The organism is Tropicibacter sp. Alg240-R139 (genome assembly GCF_900537075.1).
Taxonomy (GTDB): domain Bacteria; phylum Pseudomonadota; class Alphaproteobacteria; order Rhodobacterales; family Rhodobacteraceae; genus Falsiruegeria.
The window spans coordinates 14,134-27,546 of record NZ_UNRA01000001.1; the positions used below are offsets into that span (position 1 = coordinate 14,134).

A 13,413-nucleotide genomic window follows, 5' to 3' on the forward strand; every position below is an offset into this window, starting at 1 on the left:
ACATGACCTGGCTGCGCGATGCGCGGGCGCGGTTTCATGCCAACTGCCTGTCCGGTCCGATCACTGAAACACGCGGTGTTCCGTCCGTGGCGGATGTCTCCAACGCGTCGAGCCGGGCAATCGCTACGGCCATGGTGGCCAAGATCGGCCCACTGATCAGCCACGCCGAGAAACCGGCCGGGCAAACCGCCGGCAGCCTGTTCGAGGCGGCATGTCAGGTTTTTTTGGCCGAATGCTTCGAGCAGTTCGCGCATCTGCGGCCCGGACGGTTTTCGGTCGAACGCGGGCAGCCGATCTCGCGCTACGCGCAGTATGCCCACCTGGACGAACTGCGCGCGTTGGCCGATGCGAGCCGGACGCTTAAGACGCATCTGGGCACAGATTACCTGATCAAACCGGATGTGGTCGTCGTGCGCGGCGCCGAAACGGATGCAGTAATCAACCAGTCTGAAACGCTGGTGGATGGAAGCATTGCCGAGAACACAGGCCTGCGTCAGACCAATGGGGCACGGGCGACGTTGCATGCCTCGGTCAGTTGCAAACTGACGATCCGATCGGATCGGGTACAGAACACGCGATCCGAGGCATTGAACCTGATCCGTAACCGCAAAGGTCGACTGCCGCATATCGTGGCGGTCACGGCCGAACCAGTGCCCTCGCGGATCGCGGCGATTGCCCTGGGAACCGGGGATATGGACTGCGTCTATCATTTTGCACTGCCTGAATTGGTGGCGACCCTGCGCGAGCAGGAGCGAAACACGCTGGAACTGGTCGAAACGATGATCGACGGGCAGCGCCTCAGGGACATTTCGGATCTGCCTCTGGACTTGGTGGTTTAGCGATCAGGGGGGCGCTCCCGCCCGTCGTCGATGTTTCTGACGAAACACCTCCTCCCGTTGGGCCGGGCACTGCGCTTTGCGCAGTGCCCGGCCCAAAGCCGCTAGCGGTGCCGACGCAGTCGAGATCGCTCGGGTGCGGGAGTTCCTCGACAATTGAATCCCGACGCTGCATTCAGTCGCGAAAGGGGTCTGCCAGTACTTCCTCGGGCTGTGGGACCACACGGCGTACGGCGCGTAAAAGACGCGGGCGTTGACGGTGCCCCGCCTCGATATGAGAGCGCACGGCGGCCTGGGCTGCGGCCAAATTTCGGTCGTGCAAGGCGCGCAAAAATGCCGCGTGCTCGCCAACGGAATCGGTGGCGCGGGTGCGGCGACGCGGGTGGGGTCGGATAGGATGATAGGGCCCAGGATCAGCAGCGTTTTCTGCAACCCTGCGATGGCCTTGATCAGAAGGCGGTTCTTGGCCGCATTCAACAGCGTCAGCTGTGAAATTGCCAGTTCATTTGAAAGGCTAACGTCTTATCCCCACATTCCGCTATATCGACGTTCAATGCCTCCAGTTCAGCCAGCTCGACGTCCGAGACCGTGCGCAGCCATTCGCGGCGCCGTGCCTTCGCGTACGGGCCTGCGGCTGTGCTCAAGCCGGGCGCCCAGTTCGGTTTCAGTCACCCGGCCCCCGGCTCGCAAGGTGCCGTTGCGGATGTCATCCGGCATCCCAGACTAAGCAATGGCGGCTGACGAGTTTTCTTTTCGCACCATGTTGCTCATAAAGTGCTGCTCAAACCGTGTTGCTCATGTGCGGTGACCTTGGATTGACACAATTGCATCCAATTGCATACGACTGAATACACAATTGCCAGAGTCTGAGACCCGCCCATGTCCCTGCCCCCACGATTGGCAACCATAGCAATCGCTGCCATAGGTGCGGCGGTGTTTTGGGCGCTAAAGCTGCCACTGCCATTTCTGTTTGGCCCGATGTGCACGTGCCTGATTGCCGCCCTGACCGGTGTACCGCTCAAGGGTATCAACGTCGTCTCGACTTCGGCCCGTACAGTTCTGGGGATCGCAGTGGGCAGCGCCATCACGGTGGATCTGATGATGAAGCTGCCGGATATGTCTGTCACCTTGGGCATCATGGTTGCCTACATCGTTTTAATCGCAATCATCGGCGTGCCGTTCTTTACGCGGGTCTGCGGTTTTGACCGGGTCACGGCCTATTTCAGCGCCATGCCGGGCGGGCTGCAGGACATGATCCTGTTCGGACAAGAGGCTGGTGGCAACGTGCGCGCCCTATCGCTGATCCATGTGACCCGTGTCCTGGTGATCGTCTCGATCGCACCCTTCGTCCTGACCGAGTTCTACGGCGTTTCGCTCACAGGAGCCGTGGGTGCGCCAGTGGGAGACATCCCGCCAGCACAGCTGGTGCTGATGGTGGTCATCGCAATAGCAGGCTGGCAAGGGGGCGAGCGGCTCGGCCTGTTTGGAGCGGCGATCTTAGGGCCCTTGATCCTTGGAGCAGTGGCTACGCTTTTGGGGATACTGACCTTTCGCCCCCCGGCCGAGGCGATCTTTGTGGCTCAATTTGTGATCGGCATGGGGCTGGGCGTATCGTACACCGGCATCACCGCGAGTGAACTGCGCCATATCGTGCTGTCCGGCATCGCATTTGTCATTGTGCTGGCGGTAATGGCGGCAGGGATCACCCAAGGTGTCGTTGCGATGGGGCTAGCGGACCCTGTCGAAGCTTTCCTGGCCTTTTCACCAGGCGGACAAGCCGAGATGACAGTTCTGGCGCTAGCCGTGGGCGCAGATCTGGGATTTGTGGTTTTACACCACCTCGTGCGGATGGTGGTCGTCATAGCAGGGGCTCCCGTCGCCGCGCGGATTTACCTGGACGAAAAAGAATGAAAAACTGTGCCTTTCCCTCTTGCGTCTACCTTTCAGCTTGGGTAAATCCGCGCCTACGGGTGATTAGCTCAGTTGGTAGAGCGCTTCGTTTACACCGAAGATGTCGGGAGTTCGAGCCTCTCATCACCCACCATTTTCCCTTAAGAATTCAAATTGTTTACAGGGAAATTTGGCTCAACTTAAATGAGTGGTTCCCAAAATCAGGCAGCAGAACAACCGAGTCTGCATTCATATGTTCCTGTTTTGCCCGACGCCCATAGTGAACTGACATAGCCTTGGAATGGTGCCCCAAGATGCTCTAAACGCGGTCGATCCCTCCGAACATTCTGGGCTTTGAGCGATCGCCGATGCGATGAATGTTGCGATCGTGGTTCGTATCCCATGATAGGTCAGTGTCAGCGCCTTTTGTTCGGTGCTGAAACCATGTGCGTTTTTGAGCTTCTGGAAGGCCATGTGTTCCGCTGTGGATTGTGAGTGTGGCAAAAATAATACACTCAAATTCACGGCGAGAGCAGAAATGTAACGTTGTCGCAGTACCCCGAAGTGAGCGCACAAAAAAAACCCCACAAAGTGAGGCCGTTCTGCTAGACATCGGATCACACGGCTTGCTACGCAGTACGCCGTGCGCGATTTACTAAGTTACTGTTATCAAAAGAAAACATGGTGGGTGATAAGAGATTTGAACTCCTGACATCTTCGATGTGAACGAAGCGCTCTACCACTGAGCTAATCACCCGATGGGCGGGGGTTTATCCTTACTCCGCCGCCTCTGCAAGAGGTTCTTTTTCGTCCGGACCAGTCGAATTGCTCTGACGCAGTTTGCACACAATAACGCGGCCATTTTCCTTGTCCTCGACACGGTTGATGCGCAGTTTTCCAAGCGGTTGCAGATTTAATTCTCGCCCCGAAGCAATCGCTTCGCCCAGGATCGCCAGAGCCGCTTCGATCGCGGGTTTTGCATCCTTTTTCTTGACGCCTGCACGATCCACTACCAGATCGATCAACTCACGCTTTTTCATCTCGGGCCCATCGTTCGATGGAACCACCACATCAGCTGCGGCAGCGGGTTTAACAACTTTGGGGAGTTCGGCCTTGGCCTCTTCTGCGACCATCGTCTTTTGGGCGGCAGGGGCTTTGGCCACGGCGGTCTTGGGAGCCGCGGATTTGGAGGTTGCGGTCTTGGTCGGGGTACGGCGCGCGGGCGTCTTGCGCGGCGTTGTTGTGGTGCTCTTAGCCATGGGATGCCTCATACCTGCTTTTTTATTGTCTGTTGCCATCATAGCGACAAAAACCCTTTAAAACCAGAAAACTTGCCTGAAAGTTTCCAATCCGTCACATATCGGCCCCAGAGTGCCTCGCAATGAGGCACCAATGAAAAGGGCGGAACCCCACTGGCCCCGCCCCTTTGTTTTCAATTGTCACAGAGATCAGTGCGCCGTTGCAGACGCCCCGTCCCCGCCGATGATCGACGCTTTGGCGGCGGCGGCCTCTTCGGCGGCCTCGTCCCATTCGATGGGCTCAGGCCTGGACACCAGCGCGTGTTTCAGCACCTCAGACACATGGCTGACCGGAATGATCTCCAGCCCTTCTTTGACGTTGTCCGGGATCTCGGGCAGATCCTTTTCGTTTTCTTGCGGGATCAGCACGGTCTTGACGCCACCGCGCAGGGCCGCCAGCAGCTTTTCTTTCAGCCCGCCAATGGCCGACGCATTGCCCCGCAGCGTGACCTCGCCCGTCATCGCGATGTCCTTGCGCACCGGGATGCCGGTCAACACCGAGACGATGGCCGTGACCATGGCCAGACCGGCGCTTGGGCCATCCTTGGGCGTCGCGCCATCGGGCACGTGAACATGGATGTCCAGCTTGTCGAACTTTGGTGGTTTAACGCCGATTTGCGGGCTGATCGAACGCACGTAACTTGACGCCGCCTCGATCGACTCTTTCATCACGTCGCCCAGCTTGCCGGTGGTCTTCATCCGACCCTTGCCCGGCAGGCGCAGCGCCTCGATGCTCAGCAGTTCGCCGCCCACGGATGTATAGGCCAGACCGGTGACAACACCCACCTGATCCTCTTTCTCGGCCAGACCATAGCGGAACTTTTTCACGCCCAGGAAATCATCAAGGTTATCGGCAGTTACAGTGACTTCTTCAGCCTCTTTCTTGACGATCTTGGTTAGCGATTTCCGCGCCACCTTGGCGATTTCCCGCTCCAGGTTCCGCACGCCCGCCTCGCGGGTATAGGTGCGGATGATCTCTGTCAGCGCCTCGTCAGTCAGTTCAAACTCCTTGGCCTTCAGACCATGGTTCTTGACCTGCTTTTCGATCAGATGCTGTTTGGCAATCTCGCGCTTTTCATCTTCGGTGTAGCCCGACAGCGGGATGATCTCCATCCGGTCAAGCAAAGGCCCAGGCATGTTGTAGCTGTTCGACGTGGTCAGGAACATCACGTTCGAAAGGTCATATTCGACCTCAAGATAGTGATCCATGAACGTGTTGTTCTGCTCCGGATCCAGCACTTCAAGCATGGCCGACGCCGGATCGCCCCGGAAATCCTGCCCCATTTTGTCGATTTCATCCAGCAGGATCAGCGGGTTCGTGGTCTTCGCCTTCTTCAGCGCCTGAATGATCTTGCCGGGCATCGAGCCGATATAAGTCCGACGGTGACCGCGGATCTCGCTCTCATCCCGTACCCCACCAAGCGAGATACGAATGAACTCACGCCCCGTCGCCCGCGCAACGGACTTACCAAGCGAGGTCTTACCAACACCCGGAGGCCCCACAAGGCACAGGATCGGCCCTTTGAGCTTCTTCGAGCGCTGTTGCACCGCCAGATACTCGACGATCCGCTCCTTGACCTTCTCCAGACCATAGTGATCGTCGTCCAGGATTTCCTGCGCCCGTCCCAAATCCTTTTTCACGCGAGATTTGGTGCCCCACGGGATCGAAAGCATCCAGTCCAGATAGTTGCGCACCACAGTGGCCTCGGCCGACATGGGCGACATGTTCTTGAGCTTCTTCAGCTCGGCATCGGCCTTTTCACGGGCCTCTTTGCTCAGCTTGGTCTCGGCGATCTTGGCTTCCAGCTCGGCAACCTCATTGCCGCCATCCTCGCCATCGCCCAGCTCCTTCTGAATGGCCTTCATCTGCTCATTCAGATAATACTCGCGCTGCGTCTTCTCCATCTGGGATTTGACGCGGGTCTTGATCTTCTTCTCGACCTGCAGAACACTCATCTCGCCCTGCATCAGGCCGTAAACTTTCTCCAGTCGCTCGCTGACGGACAAAGTCTCCAGCAATTCCTGCTTTTGCTCAACTTCCAAACCCAGATGCCCCGAAACCAGATCGGCCAGCTTGGCCGGTTCCGTGGCCTCGCCTACGGCCGCAAGCGCCTCCTCTGGGATGTTTTTGCGCACCTTTGCATAACGCTCAAATTCATCGCCAACCGAACGCAACAGCGCCTCGGTGGTGGTCACATCGCCGGGCATCTCGGTCAAATACTCGGCGCGTGCCTCAAAAAAGTTGTCGTTTTCCAGGAAATCGGTGATCCGCACCCGCGCCTGACCTTCGACCAGCACCTTCACGGTGCCATCGGGCAGCTTCAGCAGTTGCAAAACATTGGCCAGAACCCCGGCCTTGAAAATCCCGTCCTGATCCGGGTCGTCGACTGACGGGTCAATTTGGCTCGACAGCAGTATCTGCTTGTCGTCCTGCATCACCTCTTCCAGCGCGCGCACCGATTTCTCGCGACCCACAAACAGGGGCACGATCATATGCGGGAACACGACTATGTCGCGCAGCGGCAGTACGGGGTAAGAGGAGTTGAGAGGCTCTTGCATGCTCTTTCCTTATCGTTGGCAAGACGGCACCGGTCCCTGATGCAGGCAACGCTCGGCCATCTCCGGTCATGGATTGATTAGGTGGGGCAACCTGCCCTCCATTTCAACCTCACGGCTCAATTCGTGACCAAGACAATGACCCGCCACGAAACGGGCTGCAAGGCGCGAATGACCCAAAGGTGAATTTTCGATGACCAAGCCTCTCGCCAAGATAGAAACGGGACGGTGGGCGGGGCGACGTGCTTGCACGAGCGACGTCCCGCCGTTCGCAAATCACAAAGGCTCAATATCCCCCTGCGCCCGCTGCGCATGGAACTCCACCTGCCAGACCTCGAATGTCCCAGCAGCGATCGCGTCCCGCATTCCCGCCATGATCTCCTGGAAATAATGCAGGTTGTGCCAAGTCAGCAGCATGCCCGAGATCATCTCGTTCGAGCGGTACACATGATGCAGATAGGCGCGTGAAAAATTCGAACAAGCCGGACACGAACATGCCTCATCCAATGGGCGCGGATCATCCGCATGACGCGCATTCTTGATGTTCACAACGCCGTGCCGGGTGAATACCTGCCCTGTGCGCCCCGAACGCGACGGCAACACACAGTCCATCATATCGATGCCTCGCGCCACCGCACCCACGATGTCGTCGGGCTTGCCGACACCCATCAGATAGCGCGGCTTGTCCTGGGGCAGATGATCCGGTGCATGGTCAAGACAGCCAAACATCGCCTCCTGCCCCTCGCCCACAGCCAGACCGCCAACCGCATAGCCATCAAAGCCGATCTCCTTCAGCGCCTCAGCGCTTTCTTCGCGAAAATCAGGCTCTAACCCACCTTGCTGAATACCAAACAGAGCATGACCGGGTCGATCACCAAACGCCTCTTTCGACCGCTCGGCCCAGCGCATGGACAGACGCATGCTTTCGGCAATCCGATCCCGATCCGCGGGCAAAGCGGGGCATTCGTCGAAACACATCACGATGTCGCTGCCCAACAGCTTCTGGATCTCCATCGAGCGTTCCGGTGTCAATTCATGCTTGGACCCGTCGATGTGGCTCTTGAAGGTCACGCCCTTCTCGGTCAGTTTGCGCAGTCCCGCCAAAGACATCACCTGAAACCCGCCTGAATCCGTCAAAATAGGCCGATCCCAGTTCATGAACTTGTGCAAGCCGCCAAGGCGGTCAATGCGCTCGGCTGTGGGCCGCAGCATCAGATGATAGGTGTTGCCCAGCAGTATGTCTGCCCCCGTCGCGCGCACGCTTTCCGGCATCATCGCCTTGACCGTCGCTGCCGTCCCCACCGGCATGAAGGCCGGCGTGCGGATCTCGCCGCGCGGTGTGTTGATCACACCCGTGCGGGCCTTGCCATCAGTGGCTTTCAAATCGAATGAAAAACGCTCGGTCATCATCATATGTCCTTGGAGTTTTCAGTGCTGCGCAAAGCCCGCAGGGTTTGCCCCATCGCCCCAGCCAATGCAAGCGCTCAGGGCAAGCTCGCCACCTGCCCGGTAAACAGGTCCACAACAGCTTGACCGTCAATATCCCGGCACACCCGCACTTTGACGCCTGTATCCACAGCCCGTGTCGCGCCCAGAGCCTCGCCCGCCACATCGACCTTTACGGCCGTCTCAACCATCTGGAACAGATGCGGGTGGGTGCACGCAATCACAGCGGTGGAATCATGCAAGCCACAGCCGTCTTCCCCGGCAACGTTCTGATAGAACTCCAGATAAAACCGGGAAATGTCCTGCAAGAACCCGCCCGTGGCCTTGGACGCCTGCGCCAAATCCTCAAAATCGCACGCCCGATAGAGCGTCTGCAAGGTCACATCGAGCCCAACCAGAACCATGTTCCCCTCAGAACTCAGCACTTCGGCTGCGGCTTGCGCGTCGTGATAGATGTTCGCTTCGGCGTGTTTGGTGATATTGCCCGGGCAGAACACCGCCCCACCCATGATCACCAACTGCGCCAAGTTGCTCAGGAACCCAGGGTCCATCCGGATTGCATCGGCAATGTTCGTCAGAGGCCCTATGGCACAGACTGACAACTCGCCACGATGCACGCGCGCCATTTCGACCAGATACTCGGCAGCGGGCAAGGGATGATCCGAACCGATCTGCGGCACATCCGTGAAATGCCCGAACCCCTCGTCCCCATGCACATAGGCTGACGGCTGGTAGGTATCCGACCCATAGGGCAACGCCGCCCCGGTCGCCACGGGCAGGTCAGCTCCCAAAAGGTCCAACAGATAGCGCGCATTCCGGCTCGATTGCGCCACATGGGTGTTGCCAAATACCGTGGTCAGCCCCAGCAGATCGATGTCGGGGGACGCATGGGCATAGGCTATCGCCATCGCATCGTCGATGCCTGGGTCTGTGTCGATAATCAGTTTCATTCCAGCCTGATACGCCCATCTGCAACGCCGCGCCAGCCCCTCAGATGGCGCCACCCCAAGTCCAATTCCCCTTGCCAGACACGCCATTCTCCTCATACCTGACTTGAAAACGGGCGACTCAACCCCCAACTGTATACCATTGTACACCAATCACTTCAGGAGCAGCATATGACCGAAGATCAGATCCTAGGCCTAATTACCCAGAACATCGTATTTGTCCTGGCTGCCATTTTCATCGTGGTCATCATCCTCAAAGGGATCAAGATCGTGCCACAGTCCGAAAAATACGTGGTTGAACGCTTTGGCCGCCTGCACTCGGTGCTTGGCCCCGGCATCAACTTTATCGTGCCGTTTCTGGACGTCGCCCGCCACAAGATCTCTATCCTGGAACGCCAGCTGCCCAATGCCACACAGGACGCCATCACCAAGGACAACGTGCTGGTGCAGATCGACACCTCTGTGTTCTACCGCATTCTTGAACCGGAAAAGACCGTCTACCGCATCCGCGACGTCGATGGTGCCATCGCCACCACCGTGGCCGGCATCGTGCGCGCCGAGATCGGCAAGATGGACCTGGACGAGGTGCAATCCAACCGTGCCCAGCTGATCGGGCAGATCCAGCACTCGGTCGAGACCGCCGTTGACGACTGGGGCATAGAAGTGACCCGCGCCGAAATCCTGGATGTGAACCTGGATCAGGCCACCCGCGACGCCATGCTGCAACAGCTGAATGCCGAGCGCGCCCGCCGTGCCCAGGTTACCGAGGCCGAAGGCATGAAACGCTCGGTTGAGCTGCAGGCCGACGCCGAATTGTATGCCGCCGAGCAAACCGCCAAAGCCCGCCGTATCCAGGCCGAGGCCGAAGCCTATGCAACCGAGGTTGTCGCCAAGGCCATCGCCGAAAACGGCATCGAGGCGGCGCAGTATCAGGTCGCCCTGAAACAGGTGGAATCGCTCAACGCCCTTGGCAATGGGACCGGCAAACAGACCATCGTCCTGCCCGCCAACGCGATCGAAGCCTTTGGCGACGCCTTCAAGATGCTGAAAGGAGGCAAATGATGGCCGACCTCTGGTCCGTCTGGTGGGTCTGGATGGCCGCAGCGCTGGTGCTGGCGATCATCGAGGTGCTGGCGCCTGGCTTCATCTTCCTGGGCTTCGCCATCGGCGCGGCCCTCACGGGCCTGCTGCTGCTCTTGCCCATCACCTGGACGCTGCCCGTACTGGCCTTGATCTTCGCCGCGCTGTCGCTCGCCGCTTGGCTGATCCTGCGCCGCAGCTTTGCCCTGCGCACCGGCCAGGTGAAACACTTCGAGGATGACATCAACCACTGACACTGTCTCTTCAACTCGGTTCACAGATCGGGTTGAAGACGCCAACGCCTTGGCCGGGCACTCCCGCGCTTCCTCTCTGAGCAATAACTCATCCGTCACCGCTTCGGTAACGACGACACAAAGACGACGCGGACACCCGGCAAACGAAATGTGATGCTAAGCGTTGCGACCGCCCCCCCAATTGAGTGTCATCATCTGCCGGAACCCGGCGTCATGACCGCGTCGAGCTTGGTCTGAACAGCATAGTATCCGCGTATTTCCTCTGGGGTGAAACACGAAGCAAATTCACCGATCCGCGCCATCTCTGTCGCGCGGATCCCTTCAATCAGATCTCTGCTCTCTTTGGTCAAAACATAGAAATGCGAGGTCCGGTGCTTGGGGTTGGGAATGGTTTTCAAAAGCCCCCGCTCGATCAGCTCTTTGAGCAGACGTCCAACCAGCTGTCGTTTCACTTGCAGTATCTGCGTGATCTCAGGTCCGGTGGCCTGCGGGACCGAGATCAGAACCTCCAGAATAGCCCGTTCGCCGACACCAATACCAGTCCCGTTCAGATCCGCCTCCAGGCGCGACGTAATGTTGCGAAGCAATATGCGAGTCATTTGAATTCCCGCATACAGCATCTCAGCAGGCGACATATCCTCTTTGTCGTCGGACATTCGAATGCCTCTCCGATTATTTCGTCAACTCAGTTGACATATCTTTATCTGCATCATAATTACCCCATGCAAGATCATGTTTCCAGACGCGGAGTGGCCCCATGGCTGACGACACCCGGATACCTTTACCAAACCCAAGAACGCGGAATCCTTTGGTTTTCCCTGATGGGTCACATGATCCGGCCACTGTCTTTCTGTCTGAAACCATCGACCATCCGAACATCGAAGTGGGGGATTGGACTTACTACAACGATCGCAATTTGCCTGACGACTATGCCGGCACCTTGGCCCCCTACCTGTATCCCGGCGCCCCCGAGCAGTTGCGCATCGGCAGATTCTGCCAGATCGCGCAGGGGGTGCAATTCATAACCGCCACCGCCAACCATCCCATGGACGGAATTTCGACCTACCCCTTCAGCGTCTTTAACCCCGAGCGGATGGGCACCTATCGCACATCCCTCCCCCGCGGGCGGGACACGGTTGTGGGGCATGATTGCTGGATCGGACGAGAAGCCGTCTTGATGCCCGGGGCCGAGCTTGGCTGCGGTGTCATTGTCGCCGCAAGGGCCGTCGTACGTGGTAAAATTCCAGATTATGCCGTGGTGTCCGGAAACCCCGCAACACTGATCCGAATGCGGTTCAACCCTGATGAAATCACCCAGTTGCTAGACCTCGCCTGGTGGGCCTGGCCCCCGGAAAAGATTGCCCAAAACCTCCAACTAATCGAGCAAGGCAATATTCTTGCACTAGCGGACCGAAACGATGCTGACGCAATAACCGAACCTCACGTCTAGCTGCGGCCAAACCCAACACTTCGATACAGCCTCTCAATGCGCGATTTTGCGCAGCCAATAGGCGTGTCCCTTGCCGAGCTGATCAAACACCCGCCCACCGGCGTTCTCTGATGAACACATGTTTCGTCGGCCGATCATCTGTGCGCCAACCAAACCTTGCCGATGGCAGGGCAACCAACCGCCTGGACAGGACGCCCAGGCGAGCAACCTAGAAAGAAAAGACTATGAAATTCACAACAATGACGACACTCGTGGCCCTGTTCAGCGCCCCGACCCTCGCCATCGCTGGCGAAGATTGGAACGGCTTTTACGCTGGTCTCCATTTTGGCGCGTCAGATGCTGACCTTACCAGCGGGACCGCAGGCCTCAGCGACCATTCTCCCGTCTATGGCGTTCAATTGGGGTACAACCACTCCTTGTTCAACAACTGGGTCATCGGGGGCGAGCTGAGCTATGGCACTGCCGAATACAAGGGACTGGGCGCGTCCAAAGACATGGACACAACCCGGTTGAAAATAAGGGTGGGTTACGATCTTGGCCCGACCCTGGTGTATGGTGTTCTCGGCTACGCCAATGTTGACTTGGGATCTGCCAACGAAAGCGGCGCAACCTACGGAATTGGAATCGGATACAAGGCAGCTGACAGAATAATCGTCAGCGGAGAACTTACCCGGGACAGCTTTGATATCAGATCCACTGGCGTTGACGTCGACACAACTCAGCTCGCGCTCGGAATTTCCTACCAATTCTGATTGCCACTAAAGACAGCTGATCTGGCAACGATCATCGACAAAGCGGTTGCGGATTGCAAAATCGCAGTCCCATCCGCAAAGTCATCCAAAAACTCGCCCGAACGAGGGCAGAAATCACATAAGGAGACCGCTCATGGAGACGGGTTCAATCATACTATTTGTCGGAATTGTCGTCGGTGCCTGCATCCTGGGAGGCGCGATCCATTCGGGACTTAACAAAATAGCTCTGGCCATCGAAAAGCCGAAAACCTAACCCGTATTCCCGTGGCGAATAATCCATACCGAACGATCACCTCGCGCGCCATTGTCCCAAGCCGCAAGAGCGTCAAAAAAGCCTTTTCCGTACCACGCATCAGAAGGTCGATTTGCTGTGCCGCAGCGGTGCACGCTTGGTGCACGCATAGTGCACGCATGTCACAGGCACGCTGTACCGTATCCTTTCGCAGTTGCGGCATTAACACGCGACCTCTGGACGGCCCATGGTGCTTTCCCTATATAATCACTCAGGAAGCAGATCGAGGCCCTGATGACTCATTCGACCGAACCCATGGAAGGCGCACCGCTGATTGCGCCGTCCTCTGTCAATCACCCGCTTTATGACGCCGTGGTGGATGCCTGCCGGAGCGTGTATGACCCCGAAATCCCGGTCAACATTTACGAGCTGGGGCTGATCTATACCATTGAGATCAACGAGGAAAATGCGGTTCGGGTAATCATGTCCCTGACCGCGCCCGGCTGCCCTGTCGCAGGTGAAATGCCCGGCTGGGTCGCCGATGCCGTCGACCCACTGCCCGGCGTCAAACAAGTCGACGTTGAACTGACCTGGGAGCCTCCCTGGGGCATGGAGATGATGTCGGATGAGGCGCGTCTCGAACTGGGCTTTATGTAGGACACCCACGAAATC

General features: G+C 57.9%; 13 protein-coding genes and 2 tRNA genes. 8 read left to right on the top strand and 7 right to left on the bottom strand.

The window, feature by feature from the left end; translation table 11 throughout:
* Positions 1-2: 2 nt before the first annotated feature.
* Complete coding sequence (locus G6R15_RS00070) at positions 3-839, top strand: NgoMIV family type II restriction endonuclease (RefSeq protein ID WP_164657755.1); 837 nt, start codon at positions 3-5, stop codon at positions 837-839.
* 172 nt (positions 840-1,011) lie between these two features.
* On the opposite strand, the gene G6R15_RS22640 is transcribed toward G6R15_RS00070, so the two are convergent.
* A complete protein-coding gene (locus G6R15_RS22640) occupies positions 1,012-1,158 on the bottom strand; it encodes a hypothetical protein (RefSeq protein ID WP_205520445.1) in 147 nt (48 codons plus the stop codon).
* A 557-nt stretch (positions 1,159-1,715) separates the two neighbouring features.
* On the opposite strand from G6R15_RS22640, the gene G6R15_RS00080 reads away from it, so the two are divergent.
* Together G6R15_RS00080 and G6R15_RS00085 are read left to right on the top strand one after the other, a co-directional pair.
* Entirely contained in the window at positions 1,716-2,747 is a 1,032-nt protein-coding gene (locus G6R15_RS00080) for an AbrB family transcriptional regulator (protein WP_164657757.1), read from the top strand.
* Positions 2,748-2,804: 57 nt separating this feature from the next.
* Positions 2,805-2,880, top strand: a tRNA-Val gene (locus G6R15_RS00085).
* Positions 2,881-3,408: 528 nt separating this feature from the next.
* Here the strand turns inward: G6R15_RS00085 and G6R15_RS00090 are convergent.
* The 5 genes from G6R15_RS00090 to G6R15_RS00110 all read right to left on the bottom strand — a co-directional run bounded on the left by G6R15_RS00090 (position 3,409) and on the right by G6R15_RS00110 (position 8,976).
* Positions 3,409-3,483 (bottom strand) — tRNA-Val (locus G6R15_RS00090).
* Positions 3,484-3,502: 19 nt separating this feature from the next.
* On the bottom strand, positions 3,503-3,985 hold the full coding sequence (locus G6R15_RS22780) for an HU family DNA-binding protein (RefSeq protein WP_240336625.1): 483 nt from the start codon (positions 3,983-3,985) through the stop codon (positions 3,503-3,505).
* A 189-nt stretch (positions 3,986-4,174) separates the two neighbouring features.
* Positions 4,175-6,583 (bottom strand): endopeptidase La, encoded by a 2,409-nt coding sequence (lon, locus tag G6R15_RS00100; protein ID WP_164657758.1) that lies wholly within the window; start codon positions 6,581-6,583, stop codon positions 4,175-4,177.
* Between the two features lie 273 nt (positions 6,584-6,856).
* On the bottom strand, positions 6,857-7,987 hold the full coding sequence (tgt, locus tag G6R15_RS00105) for a tRNA guanosine(34) transglycosylase Tgt (protein ID WP_164657759.1): 1,131 nt from the start codon (positions 7,985-7,987) through the stop codon (positions 6,857-6,859).
* A 77-nt stretch (positions 7,988-8,064) separates the two neighbouring features.
* Positions 8,065-8,976: a nucleoside hydrolase gene (locus G6R15_RS00110; RefSeq protein WP_164657760.1), complete on the bottom strand. Its 912-nt coding sequence runs from the start codon at positions 8,974-8,976 to the stop codon at positions 8,065-8,067.
* Positions 8,977-9,144: 168 nt separating this feature from the next.
* Here G6R15_RS00110 and G6R15_RS00115 point away from each other — a divergent pair, with 168 nt between their 5' ends.
* Together G6R15_RS00115 and G6R15_RS00120 are read left to right on the top strand one after the other, a co-directional pair.
* Entirely contained in the window at positions 9,145-10,035 is an 891-nt protein-coding gene (locus tag G6R15_RS00115; protein ID WP_164657761.1) for an SPFH domain-containing protein, read from the top strand.
* Complete coding sequence (locus G6R15_RS00120; protein WP_164657762.1) at positions 10,035-10,307, top strand: NfeD family protein; 273 nt, start codon at positions 10,035-10,037, stop codon at positions 10,305-10,307. Before G6R15_RS00115 ends, G6R15_RS00120 begins: the two co-directional genes overlap by 1 nt.
* A 191-nt stretch (positions 10,308-10,498) precedes the next feature.
* Here the strand turns inward: G6R15_RS00120 and G6R15_RS00125 are convergent, their stop codons facing one another.
* Positions 10,499-10,963 carry a MarR family winged helix-turn-helix transcriptional regulator gene (locus tag G6R15_RS00125; protein WP_164657763.1) on the bottom strand — a complete coding sequence of 155 codons (465 nt, stop codon included), beginning with the start codon at positions 10,961-10,963 and terminating at the stop codon, positions 10,499-10,501.
* A 101-nt stretch (positions 10,964-11,064) separates the two neighbouring features.
* Between G6R15_RS00125 and G6R15_RS00130 the strand changes: the two genes are divergently transcribed.
* The 3 genes from G6R15_RS00130 to G6R15_RS00140 all read left to right on the top strand — a co-directional run bounded on the left by G6R15_RS00130 (position 11,065) and on the right by G6R15_RS00140 (position 13,398).
* Positions 11,065-11,757, top strand: a complete 693-nt coding sequence (locus G6R15_RS00130; RefSeq protein ID WP_164657764.1) for a CatB-related O-acetyltransferase — start codon at positions 11,065-11,067, stop codon at positions 11,755-11,757.
* 224 nt (positions 11,758-11,981) lie between these two features.
* On the top strand, positions 11,982-12,509 hold the full coding sequence (locus G6R15_RS00135; protein WP_164657765.1) for a porin family protein: 528 nt from the start codon (positions 11,982-11,984) through the stop codon (positions 12,507-12,509).
* Positions 12,510-13,035: 526 nt separating this feature from the next.
* Positions 13,036-13,398 carry an SUF system Fe-S cluster assembly protein gene (locus G6R15_RS00140; protein ID WP_164657766.1) on the top strand — a complete coding sequence of 121 codons (363 nt, stop codon included), beginning with the start codon at positions 13,036-13,038 and terminating at the stop codon, positions 13,396-13,398.
* The last annotated feature ends 15 nt before the right edge of the window (positions 13,399-13,413 follow it).

Coding starts and splice junctions, on each gene's coding strand:
- G6R15_RS00080 (WP_164657757.1), top strand. CDS start 1,716: ATGTCCCTGCCCCCACGATTGGCAACCATAGCAATCGCTGCCATAGGT.
- lon (WP_164657758.1), bottom strand. CDS start 6,583: ATGCAAGAGCCTCTCAACTCCTCTTACCCCGTACTGCCGCTGCGCGAC.
- G6R15_RS00120 (WP_164657762.1), top strand. CDS start 10,035: ATGGCCGACCTCTGGTCCGTCTGGTGGGTCTGGATGGCCGCAGCGCTG.
- G6R15_RS00135 (WP_164657765.1), top strand. CDS start 11,982: ATGAAATTCACAACAATGACGACACTCGTGGCCCTGTTCAGCGCCCCG.
- G6R15_RS00125 (WP_164657763.1), bottom strand. CDS start 10,963: ATGTCCGACGACAAAGAGGATATGTCGCCTGCTGAGATGCTGTATGCG.
- G6R15_RS00130 (WP_164657764.1), top strand. CDS start 11,065: ATGGCTGACGACACCCGGATACCTTTACCAAACCCAAGAACGCGGAAT.
- G6R15_RS00070 (WP_164657755.1), top strand. CDS start 3: ATGACCTGGCTGCGCGATGCGCGGGCGCGGTTTCATGCCAACTGCCTG.
- G6R15_RS00110 (WP_164657760.1), bottom strand. CDS start 8,976: ATGAAACTGATTATCGACACAGACCCAGGCATCGACGATGCGATGGCG.
- G6R15_RS00140 (WP_164657766.1), top strand. CDS start 13,036: ATGACTCATTCGACCGAACCCATGGAAGGCGCACCGCTGATTGCGCCG.
- tgt (WP_164657759.1), bottom strand. CDS start 7,987: ATGACCGAGCGTTTTTCATTCGATTTGAAAGCCACTGATGGCAAGGCC.
- G6R15_RS22780 (WP_240336625.1), bottom strand. CDS start 3,985: ATGGCTAAGAGCACCACAACAACGCCGCGCAAGACGCCCGCGCGCCGT.
- G6R15_RS00115 (WP_164657761.1), top strand. CDS start 9,145: ATGACCGAAGATCAGATCCTAGGCCTAATTACCCAGAACATCGTATTT.